Below are 17,361 nucleotides of genomic sequence, written 5' to 3' on the forward strand. Positions count from 1 at the left end.
AAATGCGCCGTGAGGGGTTCAATCCTCACGGCGTCAGCATGTGCTGAATTCAGGGCAGGCAGATCAGGCACCGGGAACCGTGGCAATGAGACCCGGTGCAAGCTTTGAAATTCGAAATCGGATTAGTGCGTCGGGCGTCTCTGCGGCACCGGCACCGTGCCGGTCAGGATGGTATCGGAAACGGCGGCGGCTGCCGTTTCGGCCTGTTTGGCCGGGAATGGGATCGGTTGCGGATCGGCGAGGACCGCGGTCTGGGCGCCCTTGTCGCCGAACTGCTTGTCGAGCAGCTCGAAGGCGACCTGGGCGCCTTGCCTGGCCCTCGTGCCGAGCGCCGAGAAGGTCTCGGCACCCTTTTCGCAGACCTCAGGCTTCTCGGTGCAGATGGCGCTCACATATTGATAGGCTTCGGTCGCAGCCGAAAAGGCGTTGCTGACCTGCAAAGGCGAAAGCCCCTCGGTCTCGGTCGCCGGCTTGCTGCTGAAGTAGGAGAGCACCACCAGCACCGCCGCGAACCACATACTTCCCTTGATGAGAAACCACATCGTTCTATCCACCTGTTTTTCCCGCACCTCGGTCTTTTCGCGGGCCGCCGGATCTGTGCCGGTCTTGAGTATGGTTGTACCGCCGGGAAGCAAATATGGCTTTGACGGGATCGTTCGGCTTTTCGGCAAATTTGCCTAAAATGCGAAATATCCGCATTTGCAGCGCCTTTGTCGCGAACTCGGATCGAATTTTAGCGATCGATGTTAAGCATAATTGCGGCGTTCTGCCCGAAACCCCTGGCTTTCTTCCCTCTTCGTCTGCCACAATGGTTAACGTTTTTGGAAAAATTGAAGCAAATCCGTCGCTTACCCCCCGTTAACCACAAACTCGGAAGGCTTGGCCCTTCTGTCCCAAAGCCGGATTTTGGCTCATTGCGGGACCTTCCGCACCCTCTGCTTTTATCCTTTCCTTAAGCCACGGGGGCCTATTGTCGGCTTCGATAAACGAGTCTGTGCAGGGTTTTGCGTGCGCGTATTGAGTAACATTGCCGGAAAGGCGGTCATGCTGGTCGACGAGACCGCAAGCCGCTGGCTGACGCGCCTCGGCGAGGGCGACACCGCACGTCCCGGTGAAATTGCCCAGTTCCGACGGCTCGTGTTCTGTGGCCTTGGCGCATTCGTCACCATGCCGGCGGCGCTTGCGCTGCTGCTGCCGCCGGCGCTGGCTCTGCCGGTCGGCGGCGCGCTGGTTCTGTCGCTTTTCCTCCTGGCCGTGGCCGCCTCCTTCGCCTTTCCCCGCCACGCCGTGGCCTCCGTCGTCGCGCCGCAGCCGGAAGACGCGGCCTTCGATGCCATGCCGGGCCTGTCGCTCATTCTCGATCCGCATGGCCTGCTGGTGAAGACCGGCGGCCGCGATCAGCATCTGTTTCCGCCAAGCCTGCGCGAGACGGCCGGCGAGCCGCTTGCCGAGCGCGTCCACGTCTCCGACCGGATCGGCCTCGTCCAGGCTTTCGACATGCTGCGCCAGGGTGTGCCGGGCGCCGTCGCCGATATCCGCATCGAGCGGCCGTTCTCGGCGGCCGGCCGCCAGTTCCTGTCCGTTCGCCTCGACATGACCGCCATCCGCGACGGCGAGGGGGAACTCCTCTACGTCCTGGCTCAGGCGCGCGACATGTCGGAGGAGGAACATCTCCGTTCGGAAGCCGCGGCCAACATCGCGGAGGCGCGCTCCGCCCATGAGGCGAAGTCGAGGTTCCTCGCCGCCGTCAGCCACGAACTCCGCACGCCGCTCAATGCCATTCTCGGTTTTTCCGACGTGCTCATCGGCGAATATTTCGGCAGGCTCGAAAACGACCGCCAGCGCGAATATGTCGGGCTGATCCGCCAGTCCGGCGGCCATCTCCTGTCCGTCGTCAACACCATGCTCGACATGTCGAAGATCGAGGCTGGCCGTTACGAACTCCTCGCCGAACCCTTCGCGATTGCGGAAGCCGTCGAAACCTGCCGCGCCATGCTCGATCTGACCGCCCGCGAAAAGGGCGTGACGCTCACCAGCCGTGCCCCGCGCGGGCTCGGCGAAGTGATCGCCGACCGCCGCGCCGTGCAGCAGATCCTGATCAACCTGGCGGGCAACGCGATCAAGTTCACCGGCCCGGGCGGCGTCGTGTCGATCGACGTCGTGCTCGAGGGCGATGACGTGAAGATTTCGGTCAGCGACACCGGCATCGGCATCGCGGCGGAAAAGCTGCAATATATCGGCCAGCCGTTCATGCAGGTGGAAAATGCCTATACCCGCACCTACGAAGGTACCGGTCTCGGACTTTCTCTGGTAAAAGGCCTGGTGGCGCTGCACGGCGGTCGTTTTACGATCGCCAGCCGTCCGGGCGAGGGGACCGTGGTGACGATCTCCCTGCCGGCGGACGGCTCGGGCGTCGAAGCAAAACGGGATGGCACCCGGGAGGAAAAAGTCGAATTCCCGCCGCGGCTGAGGGCAGCCCGGCATGCGGCCATGATGGACGAACAGGATTTTATCGATGACCGCGCGGAAGCGAAAATCGCTTGACAGGAAAAAACCTGTCAAGCAACCGGGCATACTGTCGAGCTTGGCTCTGGCGGGAGCGCGGGCCGCTGCGCGCCGGCCGAAAACGCTGTTCGGCTGCGCGGCCTTCGGCGTCGTCTTCTCCTTCGTCGCCGCCAACGCGCTGTGGTACCAGCCGGGCGGCCATCCGTCGCCGTTCCTCGCCACCCGCGATTCCAAGAACCCGAATCAGATCGCCGGTTATCGCCCGGCAAGGCGCACAGCGCCGGCGGACGTCACCACGTTCCGCATCGAGCGCGCCGACCCGAATGCCGCAACACCGGCCCCAGCCGTGGCACCCACGGCAGCCCCGGCGCAGCAGACGGCAACGCCGCTGCAGCCCGCACCTTCCGTCGTAGCCCCGATCCCGCGCCCACAACCGCAGCAGGCCGCCGCTCAACCGGCAGCGCCCAATGAGGCGCAGCCCGCGACGCCGAAGCTCGCCGAGACGCCAAGGGCAACCCCTGCCGCACCGACAAGGCCTGTTCAATCCGCCGCCCTGCCGCCGAAGCCCGTTTCTCCGGTCCGCCCGGCCGAGAGCGCGCGCGGCGAAGACCCGGTTGCCGCCGCAATCCGCGCCTCCGAACGCAAGCCGGGCATGACGCCGCCCGCCAACATCCCGAACGCCGCCTCCAGTTCCGCCCGGCCGGCCGCAACGCCAGTGTCCCAGAGGCCGAACGCGCCCGCTCAGCCGAGCGACCTCGTGCTGCAGATCCAGCGCGGCCTGTCGAACATCGCCTATGCGGATGTCGGGGTGGACGGCGTCGCCGGCGCCCAGACCAAGGCCGCCATCCGCCGCTTCCAGCGCCACTACCGCCTGCCCGAAACCGGCGAGCCGGACGAACTGGTGCTGAAGAAACTGAAGTCGATCGGCGCGCTGTAGCGGCGGGTGCGTTCCACGCGCCGAATACCGATATCTCAAGACTGCCCGGTCCGAGGCGGTTGAAGCCGCGCAAGATCCGCGGAGTGGCGGGCTGCGCGCCTAGCGTGTCGCCACCGCCTCCAGCACCAGCCGTTTCAGCTCCTCGGCGGGAGCGGGCAGCCGGGTTTCGGCGACATGTAGCGCAAGTTCGATCGTGCCGAGATCGGGCAGCGCGGCGTCCCCGGGGTCGAGTGCGGCGAGATGTACCGGCTTGCCTTCAAGGATGCGGGGCGTGACGCCGAGGCCGGCGGTGACCGCCGCCCAGAGGCCGGCGAGGCTGGGGCTGGCGAAAGCATGCCGCCAGGTGATGCCGTGGCTGTCGAGCGCGTCGATCGCGGCCTTGCGGAATGCGCAAGGGGGATCAAAGGCGACGATCGGGAGCGGATCGCCGGGCGCGTGGCGAAAACCTGACGGGCCGATCCAGGCAATCTCCCGCCTTGCGAGGATTTCGGCCCGTGGATTGGCGATCGTCCCCCAGGTGAGCGCCACGTCGAGCTCGCCCCTGTCGATCGCCTGGACCATGGCGACACCGCGATCGACCCGCGCCTCGACCCGCACCTTCGGGTGATTCTTCGAAAAACGACCGAGCAGCCCCGGCAGCCAGGTTTCGGCAAAATCCTGCGGCACGCCGATCCTCACCCAGCCTTCGAGTTTATCGACACCGCGCACCGCCGCGCGCGCTTCGTCATTGAGTTCGAGAATCCGCTTTGCGTAACCGAGCAGGATCTCGCCGGCCTCGGTGAGGGCAAGTCCGCGCCCCTGTTTGTGCAGCAGCGTTTCGCCCACCTGCTCCTCGAGTTTCTTTAGTTGCAGACTGACCGCGGAAGGCGAACGCCCGAGCCGGTCCGCCGCCCTGGCGAAGCTGCCAAGTTCCACGCCCAGCGCGAAACTCCGCAGAAGGTCGATATCGAGATTGATCGGCAACATATTGTTGAGTTCCGCAAAAGTATCGGTTTTGAACTTCGCGATTTTCAAAACAATTGTGCCGATGGATCATGCAGTCGTCAACCCGGCTCGAAAAGGAGAAAATCCATGCCATTCGTTCACGTCATCATCGCCGGCAGGAGCATCAAGCCGCAGGCAAGGCAGAGGCTGCAGCAGGAAACGACAACGCTGATGAATACGATCATGCGCAAGCGCCGCGAGGTCACCGCGGTTCTCGTCGAGGAGGTCGATCTGGCAGGCTGGACCGTCGGAGGCGAACCACTGGAGGTTGCCGCGCATGTCGAGGCCAACGTCACGCTCGGCACCAACACCGCAGAGGAGAAGGAGCGCTTCATCCGGGCGATGGATGCGCTCTTGAAGGAAAGCCTCGGCGAGATGCCGCCGGCGACCTATGTCATCGTCCGGGAAGTGGAAGCGGATGCCTGGGGTTTCGACGGCGTGACCCAGGAATATCGCCGCAGCCAGGCATTGGTGGCGTGATCGCGATACGCCGGAGGGTTGGCGCCCGGCGTGGCCGGGCGCATCTCCCTCAGAAAACCGCCAGATATTTCAGCAGCGAAATGATGCCGATGATGATGATGATGATCTGCGCGATCTGTTTCGCGCGGCCGTCGATCGGCAGGCGGGCGACGAGATAGAGAACCAGGACAATCACCAGGAAGGTGATCAGGATGCTGATCAATGCGGAAGTAGCCAAGCCCCAAACTCCTTTTCATGACAGTGCCGAACGGCACTGATGGGTAATTATGGTGCGCTTGCTGAAAGGAAAGGGTGCAGCGCGCGATTTCCCGTTTCTTCTCAGGGACTTCCGAGTGACGGGCTCAGATCGCGTCGGCACCGAGTTCCCATGCCCAGTGGAGGTGGCGGTCCTTCAGCGTCCGGTCGCGCAGGTAGCCGGTCAGCGCCTCGTCGATCTCCTCCAGCCGCTCGATCGCGAAATCCTCCGGCCGGTTGGCGTTCCAGGCCGCCTGCAGGGTCTTGTTCTGATGGCTGCCGTGCCGCAGCGTGAACCACACGCGGTTCTGGATCTTGTCGAGGTCGCCCGTCCGGCCGATCCACCGCTGCCCCATGGGCGCGAAACGGATCGCGTAGATGCCGGCCGGAGCCTTGCGTTCCTTGTAGGCGGAGATCGCCGCCTTCCTGTCGATGATGTTCATGTCCGTGCCTTCTTTAAGGGAGGTGCAGCCAATATCATCCGGGTAATATTATGGCAATAGTTATATCCGGGTAAAATTGCGCGAGCGCGAATTTGCACTCGACCACGAAGCGCCCTAAGACGGGTCATGCGCCTGAAATCCGAACTCGTCGTCTCCGCCATGATCCGCCGCGTCTTCGGACTTGGCGGTTTTGCAGCCGTCGAGAAAAAGGGGGCGGAGGAGGCGGGCGCCATCTTCATCCGCCAGCGTTTTCGCGATGGGCTGGAAACGCTCTATGCGCCGGCCCCGCAGAACTTCTTCGGCGAGGAGGACGATGGCGGGCGTAAATTCGAGGTGAGGGCGGAACGGGCCGAGCCGGAGGCGATCCGCGAGATGCTGTCGCGCGAACTGCGCTTCGATCCGGATCTCTGGCTGCTGGAACTGGAGATCAACGACGTCGCCGACCTCTTCGAGGTGGTGAAGCCTGCCTGACCGGCCGCGCTATGACCGTCAGCGCACCCGGTAGAGGCCGTTGAGCGGCTTGCGGGCGCTGGCGGTGGTGCGGATCACCCGCGGCTGGCGGCTGTCCTCCGCGCGGTTGTCGGCAAACATCGGCTGGTGTTGCGGTTCCGCATAGGTATAGCTGTCGGCGCGCCGCCAGGCCTCGACGCGTTTGCCGCATTCGTCCTCGTCGAGCGCATCCCAAAGTGCGGCGGCTCGGGTCGCCCCGTCCTGCGCTACGCCCAGATGGTCGTAGAGACGCTGCAGGATGAACAGCGCATCCTCCGTTTCCATCGCCAGGCCCTTCAGCGTCGTGGCGAGCTGCTGGCCGGAAATGTCGAGCATGATCCGTTCCGCAAGCCAGTGGCTGGCGGACAGCGTATCGGCAAGCACGGTCGCGAACAGGCCGGTCTCCCGGTTGCGGGCGAAACGCACGAGTAGCGCCTCCTGGATCGCCGACAGATTGCGCAAACCCAGCCGGTCGTCGGCCGGCCGCGCGACATGGCCGGCGAGCGCCTTGATGCGGCTGCGCAGGAGTTCCTCGCGAGCGTTGCGTTCGGCCTCGTCGATCATTTCCGGCGTCGGCCTCGGCGGCAGCAGCGCCTCGAGGTTTTCAGGCGCGTCGCTGCGCTTCGTGCGGTCGTGGCGCAGCCCGACCAGCGCGTCGATCACGGTCGGCGACAGCGCCTCGCGGCGCACGATGGCGCGGGCATGCGCTTCCCCTTGCGTGCGGGCGATGGCGATCAGCGCATCGTCGGAAAGGCAGGTCGAGGCGGTGAGGAACGGTGCTGCGACGGCGATCGGCTGGCTGGCGATGAAGAAGGCGACAGCCGGCGGAATGTTCTTGCATTGGGAGAGGGCGGCCACCGCATCGCGGCGGGCCTCTTCGGACGATGCGGAAAACAGGGGGGCGAAGAGCTCGGCGAACTGTCGAAGCTCCGACCGCGAAGGGTACGGAAGACTTTCGAAGCTCGTCACGGTGGCCATCAGCACCACATCCTTCTTACGCATGGCCCGGGGCCTTTCAAGGTCTCGAAATTCATTCGTCACTGGCAAACTCGCAATCTACGCAAAACAAATCCGGAGTGCCGAACGCCGATCAGGTGTGCCGGAAAAGCTCGCCTGGCGTTCTCATCGTACCTTGCCTGGGAAACTCCCGGTGGCGCGCCGTCCGCTCACGCAGCTGTGAGAACAGCTGCAGAATGGGGTCGCCTTGGTTTAACCGGATGCTAACTCTTGGAGGGTTAACGGTCTGTGAAAATGGGTCGTTTTGATACGTCTGTCATTTCTTGCAGTTTCGGTGTTTCGGGCATGGGATCGCGGCTCCGGTCGATGCCCGCAAGGGCCGTGAACCAAACAGGCGCTCCTGCGTTCTAGCGGCGGACAACAGACATGCACCGGTAGCAAGTGCTATATTAGCAGTAAGACATTGTTAACGGTCGTCTGGCTGAATTCAGGTAGTAACCGGCGTGTGTTTTGCCGGGTTTTCAGGTTCCGGTTGGCCATCGCGTTCCTGTGGCCATCTCGATAACGGCCGGTTCAGGCGGAACCGGCCGTTCAAGCGGAAATGTCGTTGCGCTTTCGAACAAGGCGCACAGGCGAGAAAGGCGCGGATGCCCGGACTTGTCCGGGAAGCGTCAGGCCCTTGGAGAGGGCAGGGTGAGATCGGTCCGTCTTCATCCGTCTCGAATTCCTTAAACGGAGACGAGCATGGCAGAGATCGTAGTATTGAACAGATGGCGCAGCGACAATCAGCGCCGGCCGCAGATCAGGATCGGCGAAAGCGAGAACGCCGGACAGGTTCTGCTGTTCACCGGCGTCCGATACGAACGGTTCGAGGATTTTGGCGACCGCAACGCGGAAAACCACGCGGTTCGCGCCGAATAGTCGGCACATAACGGATCAGAACCGGCTTCGGGAGCGCCATTCGAAGGGTGCGCAGGTGGCCTGGTTCAGGAATTGCGACACGATACCCGCAAAGCTTGGTTGCGGGACGAGACTTCTCAAGACCACATATCCCTCCGTCTCCCGCGCTTCCACCAGGATCGATTGGGAAACCGCCTGCGGCAGCGCCTTGCGCAATGCCGTCAGTTGCATCGGCGATGCGATCACCACATCCAGCACCCCGCCGGCCGACGTCCGGTCATTGATGCTGAACACTTCGTTGGACGATTGGTCGTAGACGCCGAGCGACCAGAAGGGCACGCCGCCATTGGCGGCCGTCAGCCTCACCGGCCCCTCCGAGATGTCGAAGGCGCAGACCGCCGCATCGACGAACGGATCGTCCTTGGCAAGCCCGGCCCGGTCCGGCTTTTCCCCCAGCCGATAGAAACGGTAGATCTCGCCTTCCGCCAGGACCCGCGTATAGGCGTCGCGCTCGCTGAAATCGGGCAGCGCCAGCACGATGATCAGGTGCAGGAGCGCCGCACCGACGAGGCCGGTCGCCACCGCCAGCAGGACCTTCAGCGCAAATCCGCGGGATCCGGCCTTCCGGGACCCAAGATCCCTGGACCCCAGCCCCCAACCTCTGGAGCCCGGACGTCTAAACCTCAGGCGTCTGAACCGGGGGCTTCCGAATCCAAGGCTTCTAGACATTGCCGCACCCGGTCTTCTCGATACGCGGCATGGTGAGGTCGATCAGCCCGGAACTGCCGGCCGTCGGCGTATCGAACAGCGTCAGCGTCAGCCGGAACACGCCGGGCGTCGAGACGGCCAGCCAGTTGCCGGGCTTGGCGGTTGCGGAAATCGCGATGTCGAAACCGCCGTCGCTGTCGCTGTTGCGCAGCACGATGCGGGAATTGAGCGCGGTCGGCAGGTCGGATTGCGCCGAGGGCGGGGCGGCACCGGGGGCTGCGGCAAACAGCGTCCAGAAACGCGCCGGCGGCGTGTGGCCGGTGAGGCGATAGGAACAGTTTCCGGTCAGGCGCTCGCCGGCCTGATCGACCGAAGCGATGAAGGCAAGGCCCTCGGCGCTCGCGTAGATGAGCTTGCCGGCACTGGCCCGGTGCGATTTCGCGTAAGGGTCCGCCTGCGCGGTCTGCGCGTCCGGAAAGGCTTCCCACGAGCCGAGCTTGATCGCACCGAAACCGATCGTGGCGTCCAGGGCCACCAGGGTGGACCATATCCCGCCGCCGAAGGCGATGGTGAGCGCGATCGCGATGAGGAAGGGAACACGGAACACGGGTTTGCTTTGGCCCTCGGACAGCTATGCCAGAGGGTTACCATTGATTCTATTGCGAAGGAATGGGTGGGCTGTGTCTTTCCGGCACGCTCGTCCCATGGCTTCCGGCGCGGAGCGAATCGCTCCCCGTCTGTCCTCCGGGAATCGCCCGTCTCCCTTCCGCCTACTCCCCCCGGATGGATGGCGAGGAGCCCGCCGCCTGTGCCGGGATCGGTCAGGCAAGGCCTTTGCGTGCCATTCCCACACAGGATCGATCCCGGGGTTAACCTTTTGATAAGGTTGTTGCGCGCGGTTCCTGTGACTAAAAACCGGCAAGACGTTGTCCGGTTCATTCCTTGACTACCGTGTCTGCGACGACGTTCCGGAGCAGAGACGATGAGAACATGGATGATGGCGACCGGTGCATTGATGGCGGTGGCTGCCGGATTTTCGGGAGCCTACTATCACCTGAAACCCGCGCCGGGGCCTTCGACCCCGCAGGACATTTCCCTCGACTTCATGACGCTGACCGAAAGCCAGCCGACGGAGGCGCGTCGCGCCATCGTCGACGGTATCGAGATCTGCCTTCCCCACCCGGCGCGGGAAGGCTGGACGAGTCCGCCGGTCAAGAACCTCGCGGTCGACAGCTATATCCGCTTTTTCGAGCTGATGGGCCAGGAGGTGGGGCAGGCCGAACGCAGCGCGGAGTTCAGCACCTGGCTCTCGCAGGCAGGCGGCGGCCTGTCGGAGCGGGATCGGATCGCCTTCGGCAAGCTGACCCGGGGTGGCCTGCACGAAGGCGTGACCGCGCTCTGCGTCGCCGCGACCGTGCGCGGCAAACTCGGAAGCCAGGGGTTCAGGGGGTTCTGGAACTGACGGGCGTTACCTCGGCGACCGATCCCGTCGTGGTCTGGTCGGCAACCTTGGCGGTCGCAGGCCCCAACCGGCCCGCCTCTTTCAGCTTTCCGGCGATCTGCCGCAGCAGCCGGGTGGATTCGGCCGACAGGGAACGCGGGCGGATGAGCGCCTGCAATCCGGTATCGGTGGTGCCATCCTTCTTCTTGGCGACGGCGTTGCCCTTGTGGTCGCCGGTCGGCAGCGGATTGTCGATGCCGGGAATGGCGCGCAGCTCGATGCCCTGATGGGCATAGTCCATCACCGTCTTGAACGTCGCGGCCGGCAGCGAGCCGCCGGTCATGTTGTTCATCGAGGTGAAGTCGTCGTTGCCGAACCAGACCGCGGTGGTGTAGTTGCCAGTGAACCCGATGAACCAGGCGTCGCGATAGCTCTGCGACGTGCCGGTCTTGCCGGCCGTGACGATGCCGCCGTCGAGCGCTGCCTTGCGGGCCGTGCCGATCACCGGGATCTGCGACAGGATACGGTTCATCGACGATGTCGCCTGCTCGGAAAGCACGCGCTTCGCCGGCGGTTCGTCGCGGTTGAAGTCGTAGAGCACGTCGCCGCCGTAGCCGAGGACCTGCTCGATGCCGTGGCGGCGCGATTCCATGCCGCCGGCCGGCATCACGGCGTAACCGGTCGCCTGGTCGAGCACGGTCATTTCCGAAGTGCCGAGCGGGATGGTCTTGTCCTTGCGCAGCGGCGTCTCGACGCCGAAGGCCTTGGCGGTATTCACGATCACGTCGGTGCCCAGATAGTCCTTGGCGAGCCTGACCGGCACGGTATTGAGCGACTGCGCCATGGCCGACAGCAGCGTCACCTTGCCCTTGTACGACCGGCCGTAATTCTGCGGCGACCAGCCGTTCCAGGTGATCGGCGCGTCGGAGATCGTCGATTCCGGCTTGAAGCCGTTCTCCATCGCCGCCGAATAGGTATAGAGCTTGAAGGACGAACCCGGCTGGCGCAGCGCCTTGGCGGCGCGGTTGAACTGGCTTTCGCCATAGTCGCGGCCGCCGACCATGGCGCGCACGGCGCCACCGTTCTCGATCATCACAAGCGCGCCCTGCTTCACCTTGAAGCTGTCGCCATATTCGCGAAGGCTCGATTCCATCGCCGATTCCGAGGCCTGCTGCAGGCCCATGTCGATCGTCGTGCGCACCACGACCGAATGCTCGCGGAACTTGCCGGCCTGTGCCAGCCGCTGCACTTCGTCGAAGGCCCAGTCGAGGAAATAGTCCGGCGCCTTGGCGTTGGCGCGGTCGATGACGGTCGCCGGGCTGCGACGGGCGGCGATCACCTGGCCTTCGGTCATCAGCCCGCTCTGCACGAGGTTGGAAAGCACCTCGTTGGCGCGGGCGCGGGCGGCCGGAAGGTTGACATGCGGCGCATATTTGGCAGGCGCCTTGAACAGGCCGGCCAGCATGGCGCTTTCGGCGAGGTTTACTTCCGTGATGTTCTTGCCGAAATAGAACTGTGCCGCCGCCGCCGCCCCGAACGTGCCGCCGCCCATATAGGCGCGGTCGAGATAGAGCGACAGGATCTCCTTCTTGGAGAGATTGGCTTCGAGCCACAGCGACAGGAAGGCTTCCTTGATCTTGCGCTCGATCGACCTCTCGTTGGTGAGGAACAGGTTCTTGGCGAGCTGCTGGGTGAGCGTCGAGCCGCCCTGCACGACGCCGCCGGCCTTGGCGTTTTCGCTCATGGCGCGGGCAAGGCCGAAGAAGTCGATGCCGAAATGGTCGAAGAAGCGCCGGTCCTCGGTCGCCAGCACCGCCTTGATCAGGTGGTCCGGCAATTCGTCGATCGGCACCGAATCTTCATGGATGATGCCGCGATGGCCGATGACGCTGCCGTAGCGGTCGAGGAAGGTGACGGCGAAATCGCCGCGGTTGCGCCAGTCCTCGTGGGTTTCCTCGAAGGCAGGCTGGGCAAGCGCCAAGAGCAGCACGAAACCGGCGGTGCCCAATGTCATCGCCTCGCCGGCGAGTTCGAAGCCGATGCGCTTCCAGCCGCGAACGCGAAAACGGCGGAAGAAGATGGTGATCTCCTCCCAGATTTCGGCAAGCCGGAAACCGAGATTCCAAACGGTGGAATCGATCCAGGAATCGATGCGCAGCAGCAGGTGGCGCTTTTTGCGCGGCCGGTCGTCCGATGACTTTGGCTCGTCCTGCACCTTGGAATTCCCCGCCCTTTCGATGAGATGTGCTTGACGCGGTCCCTTCAAGGGATCAAGAGCTTTAGCCTCTCACCGTTAATCAGCTTTAGCTGACAAATGGTTGATGCGCGATATCAAAATCGCAACAGGTAAAATGCAGATGCGGGGATTTGTTCCGCCCTGCCGCAAATGTGATACCGACGATGACCGACGAACTTTTCTGGAAAACCAAACAGCTCGACCAGCTCACCCAAAGTGAATGGGAAAGCCTGTGCGACGGTTGCGGGCTCTGTTGTCTCAACAAGCTCGAGGACTGGGATTCGGGCGACGTCGTCTTCACCTCCGTCGCCTGCCGTCTGCTCGACGGGGAGAGCTGTCGGTGCAAGGACTACCAGCACCGCCAGGCGACCGTGCCGGACTGTATCCAGCTCACCCCGACGACCGTCAACGAGATCGCCTGGCTGCCGCCGACCTGCGGTTATCGCCTCGTCCGCGACGGCGAGGACCTCTACTGGTGGCATCCGCTGGTATCGGGCGATCCCGATACCGTGCACCAGGCCGGCATCTCCGCCCGCGGCCGCACGGTCAGCGAAAACGACGTCGATGTGGAGGATTTCGAGGACTATGTGGTCGACTGGCCCCTGACGGTGGGCGAGGAACGTTAGGCCGGGAGCGAGGATCCCGCGGGAAGTCGCTCGAAACACAAGTTTATTACTTGCCAATAACATAAGTTAAAGTGAACGATCCAAGTTCCAGGTAATTCTACCAGTAGGCCCCGGCTTGCAGAAGTGCTAAGATTACTGTGATACTCAAGTTTCAGTCCCAATTCATCCCGATGGCATCCCCATGAGTGCAGAAGGCACGCTCGCAGACCGCCTCTACGAGGCAGCCCTGGTCCCGGAGCTATGGACGGAGACTTGCGAGAGACTGGCTCTGGAAGCCGGGTCCAGCACCGCCTCCATCTTCACCATCGACGGCAACGGCAACCATCGTTACGTGACGACGCCGAACATTGCGGACGCCTTTGCCGCGTTCGTCAAGAGCGAGCACAGGTTCACCAATATCCGCCCGATGCGCGGGATGGAGCGGTCCCCCTTCTCCTTCGCGCGCGAAATCGACATCATGAGCAGCGAGGAGTTCGAGGAAGACGTGATCCGCCGGAAGTTCCTGCTGCCCTACGGCATGGAGTGGGAAGCCGGCTGGGCCTTTCAGGAACCGACCGGCCATATCGTCGTCGTCAGCATGATGCTCGCCAGGGGCCTGGCGCATTTTTCCGACGAACAGCTGGCGCGCCTGGATCTCCTGAAACCGGATATTGCCCGGGCCGCCTACATGTCGTCGCGGCTCGCTTTCACCGAAGCGCGTTCGATGACGGAGACGCTGTCGCTGCTCGGCCTGCCGGCGGCGGTCATCGGCGACGGCGGTCAGGCGGTGGCCATGAACCCGGAAATGGAGGCGCTCACCCCCCGCATCCGGGCCGGCGCCGGCGACCGGCTGGTGCTGGAAGGGACGGGCGCCAACGCCCTGCTGGACGAGGCGATCGAGCGCTACAAGGTGCAGGCTTCCCCGACCGTCCAGTCGCTGCCGATGCCGGCGCGCGACGGCACGCCGCCGCTGATCCTGCATCTTCTGCCGATCCGCCGCGCCGCCCGCGACATCTTCTCCCGTTCGATGGCGGTACTGGCCGTCACCCAGGTCGGGCAGGTCGGCCCGCCGGACATGCGGGTGCTCTGCGGCCTCTTCGACCTCACCCCCGCCGAAGCCCGCGTGGCGCGCGGTATCGCCATGGCCCAGACACCGGAAATGGCCGCCGCAGCCCTCGGCATTTCGCTGGAAACCGCCCGCTCTCACCTGAAGAAGATCATGCTGAAGACCGGCACCACCCGCCAGGCGGAACTGGTGCTGCTGCTTTCGGGGCTGAATGCGCCAAGCTTTGGCGGCGGTCAGCAGGACGTCTAGGGCCTCTTGGGATCGCCTCAAGAGAAATCGATTTCACCCCCCCCTTGACCTTCCCATGATGGGAAGCTCCACATAGGGCGGGAAAGCGAGGTCCCTCCCATGAACCAGACCGTCAAACCGATCCACAAGGCAGAGCCCTTCACCGTTCCCGTCGAGGGCATGACCTGCGCGTCGTGCGTGCGCCGCGTCGAAAATGCTGCGGCAAAAGTGCCCGGTATCGACAAAAGTGCCGTCAATTTCGCGACCAGGAAGCTGACCGTGGAATCGGCGGAAGGGTTCTCGCCGGAGGATCTCGAAAAGGCGATCCGGAAGGTTGGTTACGAGATCTCGCCGGGTGCCATGGACTATGCGCTGCGCGAGGCGGGAATGCTGCCGCCCGTGGTGCCGATGGCGCATGCCGGGCACGCGCATCACCACGACCATCGTCATTCCGGGCCGCAGGCCCACGACCACATGGACCACGCCGCCATGGGGCATGACCCCGCCGACCATGCCGGCGGGCATGACCACATGCATATGCACCAGGGCGAGGAGGGCGTGCTGAAGCGCGATCTCGCCATCGCCTTCGTGCTGACCTTGCCGCTCTTCGTGCTGGAAATGGCAAGCCACGCCTACGATCCGTTCCATCACTGGCTGATGGGCGTGATCGAGACGCAGAACCTCTATTACATCTATTTCGCGCTGGCGACCGTGGTGGTCTTCGGTCCGGGCTTCCGCTTCCTGCGGATCGGCCTGCCGGCGCTGTTGCGTGGTGCGCCGGAGATGAACTCGCTGGTCGCCGTCGGCGTGCTCTCCGCCTACGGTTATTCGCTGGTGACGACCTTCGCTCCGGACCTGCTGCCGGAAAGCGCCCGTTTCGTCTATTACGAGGCGGCGACCGTGATCGTCACGCTGATCCTGTTCGGCCGGTTGCTTGAAGCGCGCGCCACGGGCCGCACCGGCGAGGCGATCGAGAAGCTCAGCCGGCTGCAGGCCAAGACCGCCCGCGTCGAGCGCGACGGCAAGGTGCTGGATATTCCGACAGAGCAGGTGGTCGCGGGCGACGTGCTGGTGATCCGGCCGGGCGAGCGCATTCCGGTCGATGGCACGGTCATCGACGGTTCCTCGAATATCGACGAATCGATGATCTCGGGCGAGCCGTTGCCGGTCGCAAAGGCGGTCGGCGCGACCGTGGTCGGCGGTACGATCAACAAGACCGGCGCCTTCCGGTTCCGGGCCGACAAGGTTGGCCGCGACACGATGCTGGCGCAGATCATCCGCATGGTCGAACAGGCGCAGGGCTCGAAACTGCCGATCCAGACGCTGGTCGACCGGGTGACCGCCTGGTTCGTGCCGGCGGTGATCGCGCTGGCCGTTCTCACCTTCGCCGTCTGGTTCTTTCTCGGCCCCGAACCGGCGCTGACCCATGCCCTGGTCAATGCGGTCGCCGTGCTGATCATCGCCTGCCCCTGCGCCATGGGGCTTGCGGTGCCGACCTCGATCGTCGTCGGCGGCGGCCGCGCGGCCGAACTCGGCGTCCTGTTCCGCAAGGGCGAGGCGCTGCAGGAATTGCGCAATGTGCAACTTGTCGTGGTCGACAAGACCGGCACCGTCACCAAGGGCCGGCCGGAGCTGACCGACCTGGTGACGGCGGACGGTTTTGGCCAGGAGGAGGTGCTGGCGCTGGTCGCAAGCGTCGAGGCGCAGTCGGAACATCCGATCGCCGAGGCGATCGTCAAGGCCGCCGAAGCCAGGGGGCTGGTCGTCCCCAAGGCGGAAAACTTCGCGTCGGTGACGGGCTACGGCATCGAGGCGGAGGTGGATGGCCGCAGGGTTTCGGTGGGCGCCGACCGGTACATGGAAAAGCTGGGGCTCTCGGTTCAGGCCTTTGCCGAAGCCGCGGCCCGGCTCGGCGACGAAGGCAAGACGCCGCTTTATGCCGCGATTGACGGCAGGCTGGCTGCAACCATCGCGGTTGCCGATCCGCTAAAGCCGTCAAGCCGCGAGGCGATCAAGGCGCTGCAGGCGATGGGTGTCGAAGTGGCCATGGTGACCGGAGACAACCGCCGCACCGCCGAAGCCATCGGCCGTCAGGTCGGCATTGCCAACGTCGTGGCCGAGGTCCTGCCGGAGGGCAAGGTGAAGGCGATCCACGAGATGCGGGCCGGCGGTAAAAGGCTCGCCTTCGTCGGCGACGGCATCAACGACGCGCCGGCGCTGGCCGAGGCCGATATCGGCCTCGCCATCGGCACCGGCACGGATGTGGCGATCGAGAGCGCCGACGTGGTGCTGGTCGGCGGCGAGCTTTCGGGAGCCGTCTCGGCGATCACTATCAGCCGCGCCACCATGACCAATATCAAGCAGAACCTGTTCTGGGCCTTCGGCTACAACGTGGCGCTGATCCCGGTGGCGGCCGGCGTGCTTTACCCGGCCTTCGGCTGGCTGCTGTCGCCGATGATCGCCGCAGGCGCCATGGCGCTGTCGAGCGTCTTCGTGCTCGGCAATGCGCTCAGGCTGAAGACCGCGAAAGTGGGAGAAGCCAGATGAATATCGGCGAGGCCTCCAGCGCGTCCGGCGTTTCGGCCAAGATGATCCGCTATTACGAGGAGATCGGCCTGATCCGCCCGATGGGCCGCACCGGCAACAATTACCGGGTCTATGGCGACGAGGAGGTGCATATCCTGCGCTTCATCAAACGCGCCCGCAATCTCGGCTTCTCGCTCGAGGAGACCGAGACGCTGTTGAAACTCTGGCAGGACAAGAGCCGCGAAAGCGCCGCCGTCAAGGAGGTGGCGACCGCCCATATCGGCGACCTCGAACGGCGCATCGCCGAGATGCAGGGCATGGTGAAGACGCTGAAACACCTCGCCCATTGCTGCGGCGGCGACAACCGCCCCAACTGCCCGATCCTCGACGACCTGGCGGGAGACGGGGAGATGGACGAGAGGACTGCAGCCCCGGCGATGAAAAGGAAGACGAAACAGAATGCCTGATGTATTTCGGCGCGATGCCCCTCATCCGCCTGCCGGCACCTTCTCCCCGTGAAAAACGGGGAGAAGGACATATGCCGCGCCGGCTTGCCCATTATCGAGGTTGCAAGATGAGCCTGGGAGCATGCCACTTGCGTCCTTCTCCCCGTCGGGACGGG

The 17,361-nt window shown here is 64.3% G+C and carries 18 protein-coding genes; 10 read left to right on the plus strand and 8 right to left on the minus strand.

Going from position 1 to position 17,361, the window contains the following annotated elements:
* Nucleotides 1-122: 122 nt before the first annotated feature.
* Complete coding sequence (locus ACSQ8R_RS03435; RefSeq protein ID WP_436255364.1) at nucleotides 123-542, minus strand: DUF5330 domain-containing protein; 420 nt, start codon at nucleotides 540-542, stop codon at nucleotides 123-125.
* A gap of 502 nt (nucleotides 543-1,044) precedes the next feature.
* On the opposite strand from ACSQ8R_RS03435, the gene ACSQ8R_RS03440 reads away from it, so the two are divergent.
* Nucleotides 1,045-2,544: a sensor histidine kinase gene (locus ACSQ8R_RS03440; protein WP_436252100.1), complete on the plus strand. Its 1,500-nt coding sequence runs from the start codon at nucleotides 1,045-1,047 to the stop codon at nucleotides 2,542-2,544.
* A complete protein-coding gene (locus tag ACSQ8R_RS03445; RefSeq protein ID WP_436252101.1) occupies nucleotides 2,516-3,442 on the plus strand; it encodes a peptidoglycan-binding protein in 927 nt (308 codons plus the stop codon). The genes ACSQ8R_RS03440 and ACSQ8R_RS03445 overlap by 29 nt, the downstream gene beginning before the upstream one ends.
* Before the next feature lie 99 nt (nucleotides 3,443-3,541).
* On the opposite strand, the gene ACSQ8R_RS03450 is transcribed toward ACSQ8R_RS03445, so the two are convergent.
* The gene (locus ACSQ8R_RS03450; RefSeq protein WP_436252102.1) at nucleotides 3,542-4,408 is read right to left on the minus strand and encodes a LysR substrate-binding domain-containing protein; all 867 of its coding nucleotides are present in this window, start codon (nucleotides 4,406-4,408) and stop codon (nucleotides 3,542-3,544) included.
* A gap of 105 nt (nucleotides 4,409-4,513) precedes the next feature.
* Here ACSQ8R_RS03450 and ACSQ8R_RS03455 point away from each other — a divergent pair, with 105 nt between their 5' ends.
* Nucleotides 4,514-4,906, plus strand: a complete 393-nt coding sequence (locus tag ACSQ8R_RS03455) for a tautomerase family protein (protein ID WP_436252103.1) — start codon at nucleotides 4,514-4,516, stop codon at nucleotides 4,904-4,906.
* 49 nt (nucleotides 4,907-4,955) lie between these two features.
* On the opposite strand, the gene ACSQ8R_RS03460 is transcribed toward ACSQ8R_RS03455, so the two are convergent.
* Both ACSQ8R_RS03460 and ACSQ8R_RS03465 read right to left on the minus strand, forming a co-directional pair.
* Nucleotides 4,956-5,123 (minus strand): Thivi_2564 family membrane protein, encoded by a 168-nt coding sequence (locus ACSQ8R_RS03460; protein WP_007772654.1) that lies wholly within the window; start codon nucleotides 5,121-5,123, stop codon nucleotides 4,956-4,958.
* Nucleotides 5,124-5,247: 124 nt separating this feature from the next.
* Nucleotides 5,248-5,583: a GIY-YIG nuclease family protein gene (locus ACSQ8R_RS03465; protein WP_436252104.1), complete on the minus strand. Its 336-nt coding sequence runs from the start codon at nucleotides 5,581-5,583 to the stop codon at nucleotides 5,248-5,250.
* A 126-nt stretch (nucleotides 5,584-5,709) separates the two neighbouring features.
* Here ACSQ8R_RS03465 and ACSQ8R_RS03470 point away from each other — a divergent pair, with 126 nt between their 5' ends.
* On the plus strand, nucleotides 5,710-6,054 hold the full coding sequence (locus ACSQ8R_RS03470) for a DUF1491 family protein (RefSeq protein ID WP_436252105.1): 345 nt from the start codon (nucleotides 5,710-5,712) through the stop codon (nucleotides 6,052-6,054).
* Between the two features lie 18 nt (nucleotides 6,055-6,072).
* Here the strand turns inward: ACSQ8R_RS03470 and ACSQ8R_RS03475 are convergent, their stop codons facing one another.
* Nucleotides 6,073-7,113: a DUF2336 domain-containing protein gene (locus tag ACSQ8R_RS03475; protein ID WP_436252106.1), complete on the minus strand. Its 1,041-nt coding sequence runs from the start codon at nucleotides 7,111-7,113 to the stop codon at nucleotides 6,073-6,075.
* A gap of 660 nt (nucleotides 7,114-7,773) precedes the next feature.
* Between ACSQ8R_RS03475 and ACSQ8R_RS03480 the strand changes: the two genes are divergently transcribed.
* Nucleotides 7,774-7,950 (plus strand): hypothetical protein, encoded by a 177-nt coding sequence (locus tag ACSQ8R_RS03480; RefSeq protein ID WP_436252107.1) that lies wholly within the window; start codon nucleotides 7,774-7,776, stop codon nucleotides 7,948-7,950.
* Between the two features lie 15 nt (nucleotides 7,951-7,965).
* Here the strand turns inward: ACSQ8R_RS03480 and ACSQ8R_RS03485 are convergent, their stop codons facing one another.
* Together ACSQ8R_RS03485 and ACSQ8R_RS03490 are read right to left on the minus strand one after the other, a co-directional pair.
* Entirely contained in the window at nucleotides 7,966-8,511 is a 546-nt protein-coding gene (locus ACSQ8R_RS03485; protein WP_436252108.1) for a DUF1254 domain-containing protein, read from the minus strand.
* Nucleotides 8,512-8,650: 139 nt separating this feature from the next.
* Nucleotides 8,651-9,244, minus strand: a complete 594-nt coding sequence (locus ACSQ8R_RS03490; RefSeq protein WP_436252109.1) for a DUF1214 domain-containing protein — start codon at nucleotides 9,242-9,244, stop codon at nucleotides 8,651-8,653.
* Between the two features lie 375 nt (nucleotides 9,245-9,619).
* On the opposite strand from ACSQ8R_RS03490, the gene ACSQ8R_RS03495 reads away from it, so the two are divergent.
* Complete coding sequence (locus tag ACSQ8R_RS03495) at nucleotides 9,620-10,099, plus strand: hypothetical protein (RefSeq protein ID WP_436252110.1); 480 nt, start codon at nucleotides 9,620-9,622, stop codon at nucleotides 10,097-10,099.
* On the opposite strand, the gene ACSQ8R_RS03500 is transcribed toward ACSQ8R_RS03495, so the two are convergent.
* Complete coding sequence (locus ACSQ8R_RS03500) at nucleotides 10,080-12,293, minus strand: transglycosylase domain-containing protein (protein ID WP_436252111.1); 2,214 nt, start codon at nucleotides 12,291-12,293, stop codon at nucleotides 10,080-10,082. The genes ACSQ8R_RS03495 and ACSQ8R_RS03500 overlap by 20 nt on opposite strands.
* A 185-nt stretch (nucleotides 12,294-12,478) precedes the next feature.
* On the opposite strand from ACSQ8R_RS03500, the gene ACSQ8R_RS03505 reads away from it, so the two are divergent.
* The 4 genes from ACSQ8R_RS03505 (at nucleotide 12,479) to cueR (ending at nucleotide 17,206) form a co-directional block, all read left to right on the plus strand.
* Nucleotides 12,479-12,940, plus strand: coding sequence for a YcgN family cysteine cluster protein (locus ACSQ8R_RS03505; RefSeq protein WP_436252112.1), 462 nt, complete (start codon nucleotides 12,479-12,481; stop codon nucleotides 12,938-12,940).
* A gap of 181 nt (nucleotides 12,941-13,121) precedes the next feature.
* The gene (locus ACSQ8R_RS03510; RefSeq protein ID WP_436252113.1) at nucleotides 13,122-14,234 is read left to right on the plus strand and encodes a helix-turn-helix transcriptional regulator; all 1,113 of its coding nucleotides are present in this window, start codon (nucleotides 13,122-13,124) and stop codon (nucleotides 14,232-14,234) included.
* A gap of 99 nt (nucleotides 14,235-14,333) precedes the next feature.
* The gene (locus tag ACSQ8R_RS03515; RefSeq protein ID WP_436252114.1) at nucleotides 14,334-16,760 is read left to right on the plus strand and encodes a heavy metal translocating P-type ATPase; all 2,427 of its coding nucleotides are present in this window, start codon (nucleotides 14,334-14,336) and stop codon (nucleotides 16,758-16,760) included.
* A complete protein-coding gene (gene cueR, locus ACSQ8R_RS03520) occupies nucleotides 16,757-17,206 on the plus strand; it encodes a Cu(I)-responsive transcriptional regulator (protein ID WP_436252115.1) in 450 nt (149 codons plus the stop codon). Before ACSQ8R_RS03515 ends, cueR begins: the two co-directional genes overlap by 4 nt.
* The last annotated feature ends 155 nt before the right edge of the window (nucleotides 17,207-17,361 follow it).

Origin of the sequence: Neorhizobium sp. LjRoot104 (genome assembly GCF_964253725.1) — a bacterium.
In the GTDB taxonomy this organism is placed as follows: domain Bacteria; phylum Pseudomonadota; class Alphaproteobacteria; order Rhizobiales; family Rhizobiaceae; genus Neorhizobium.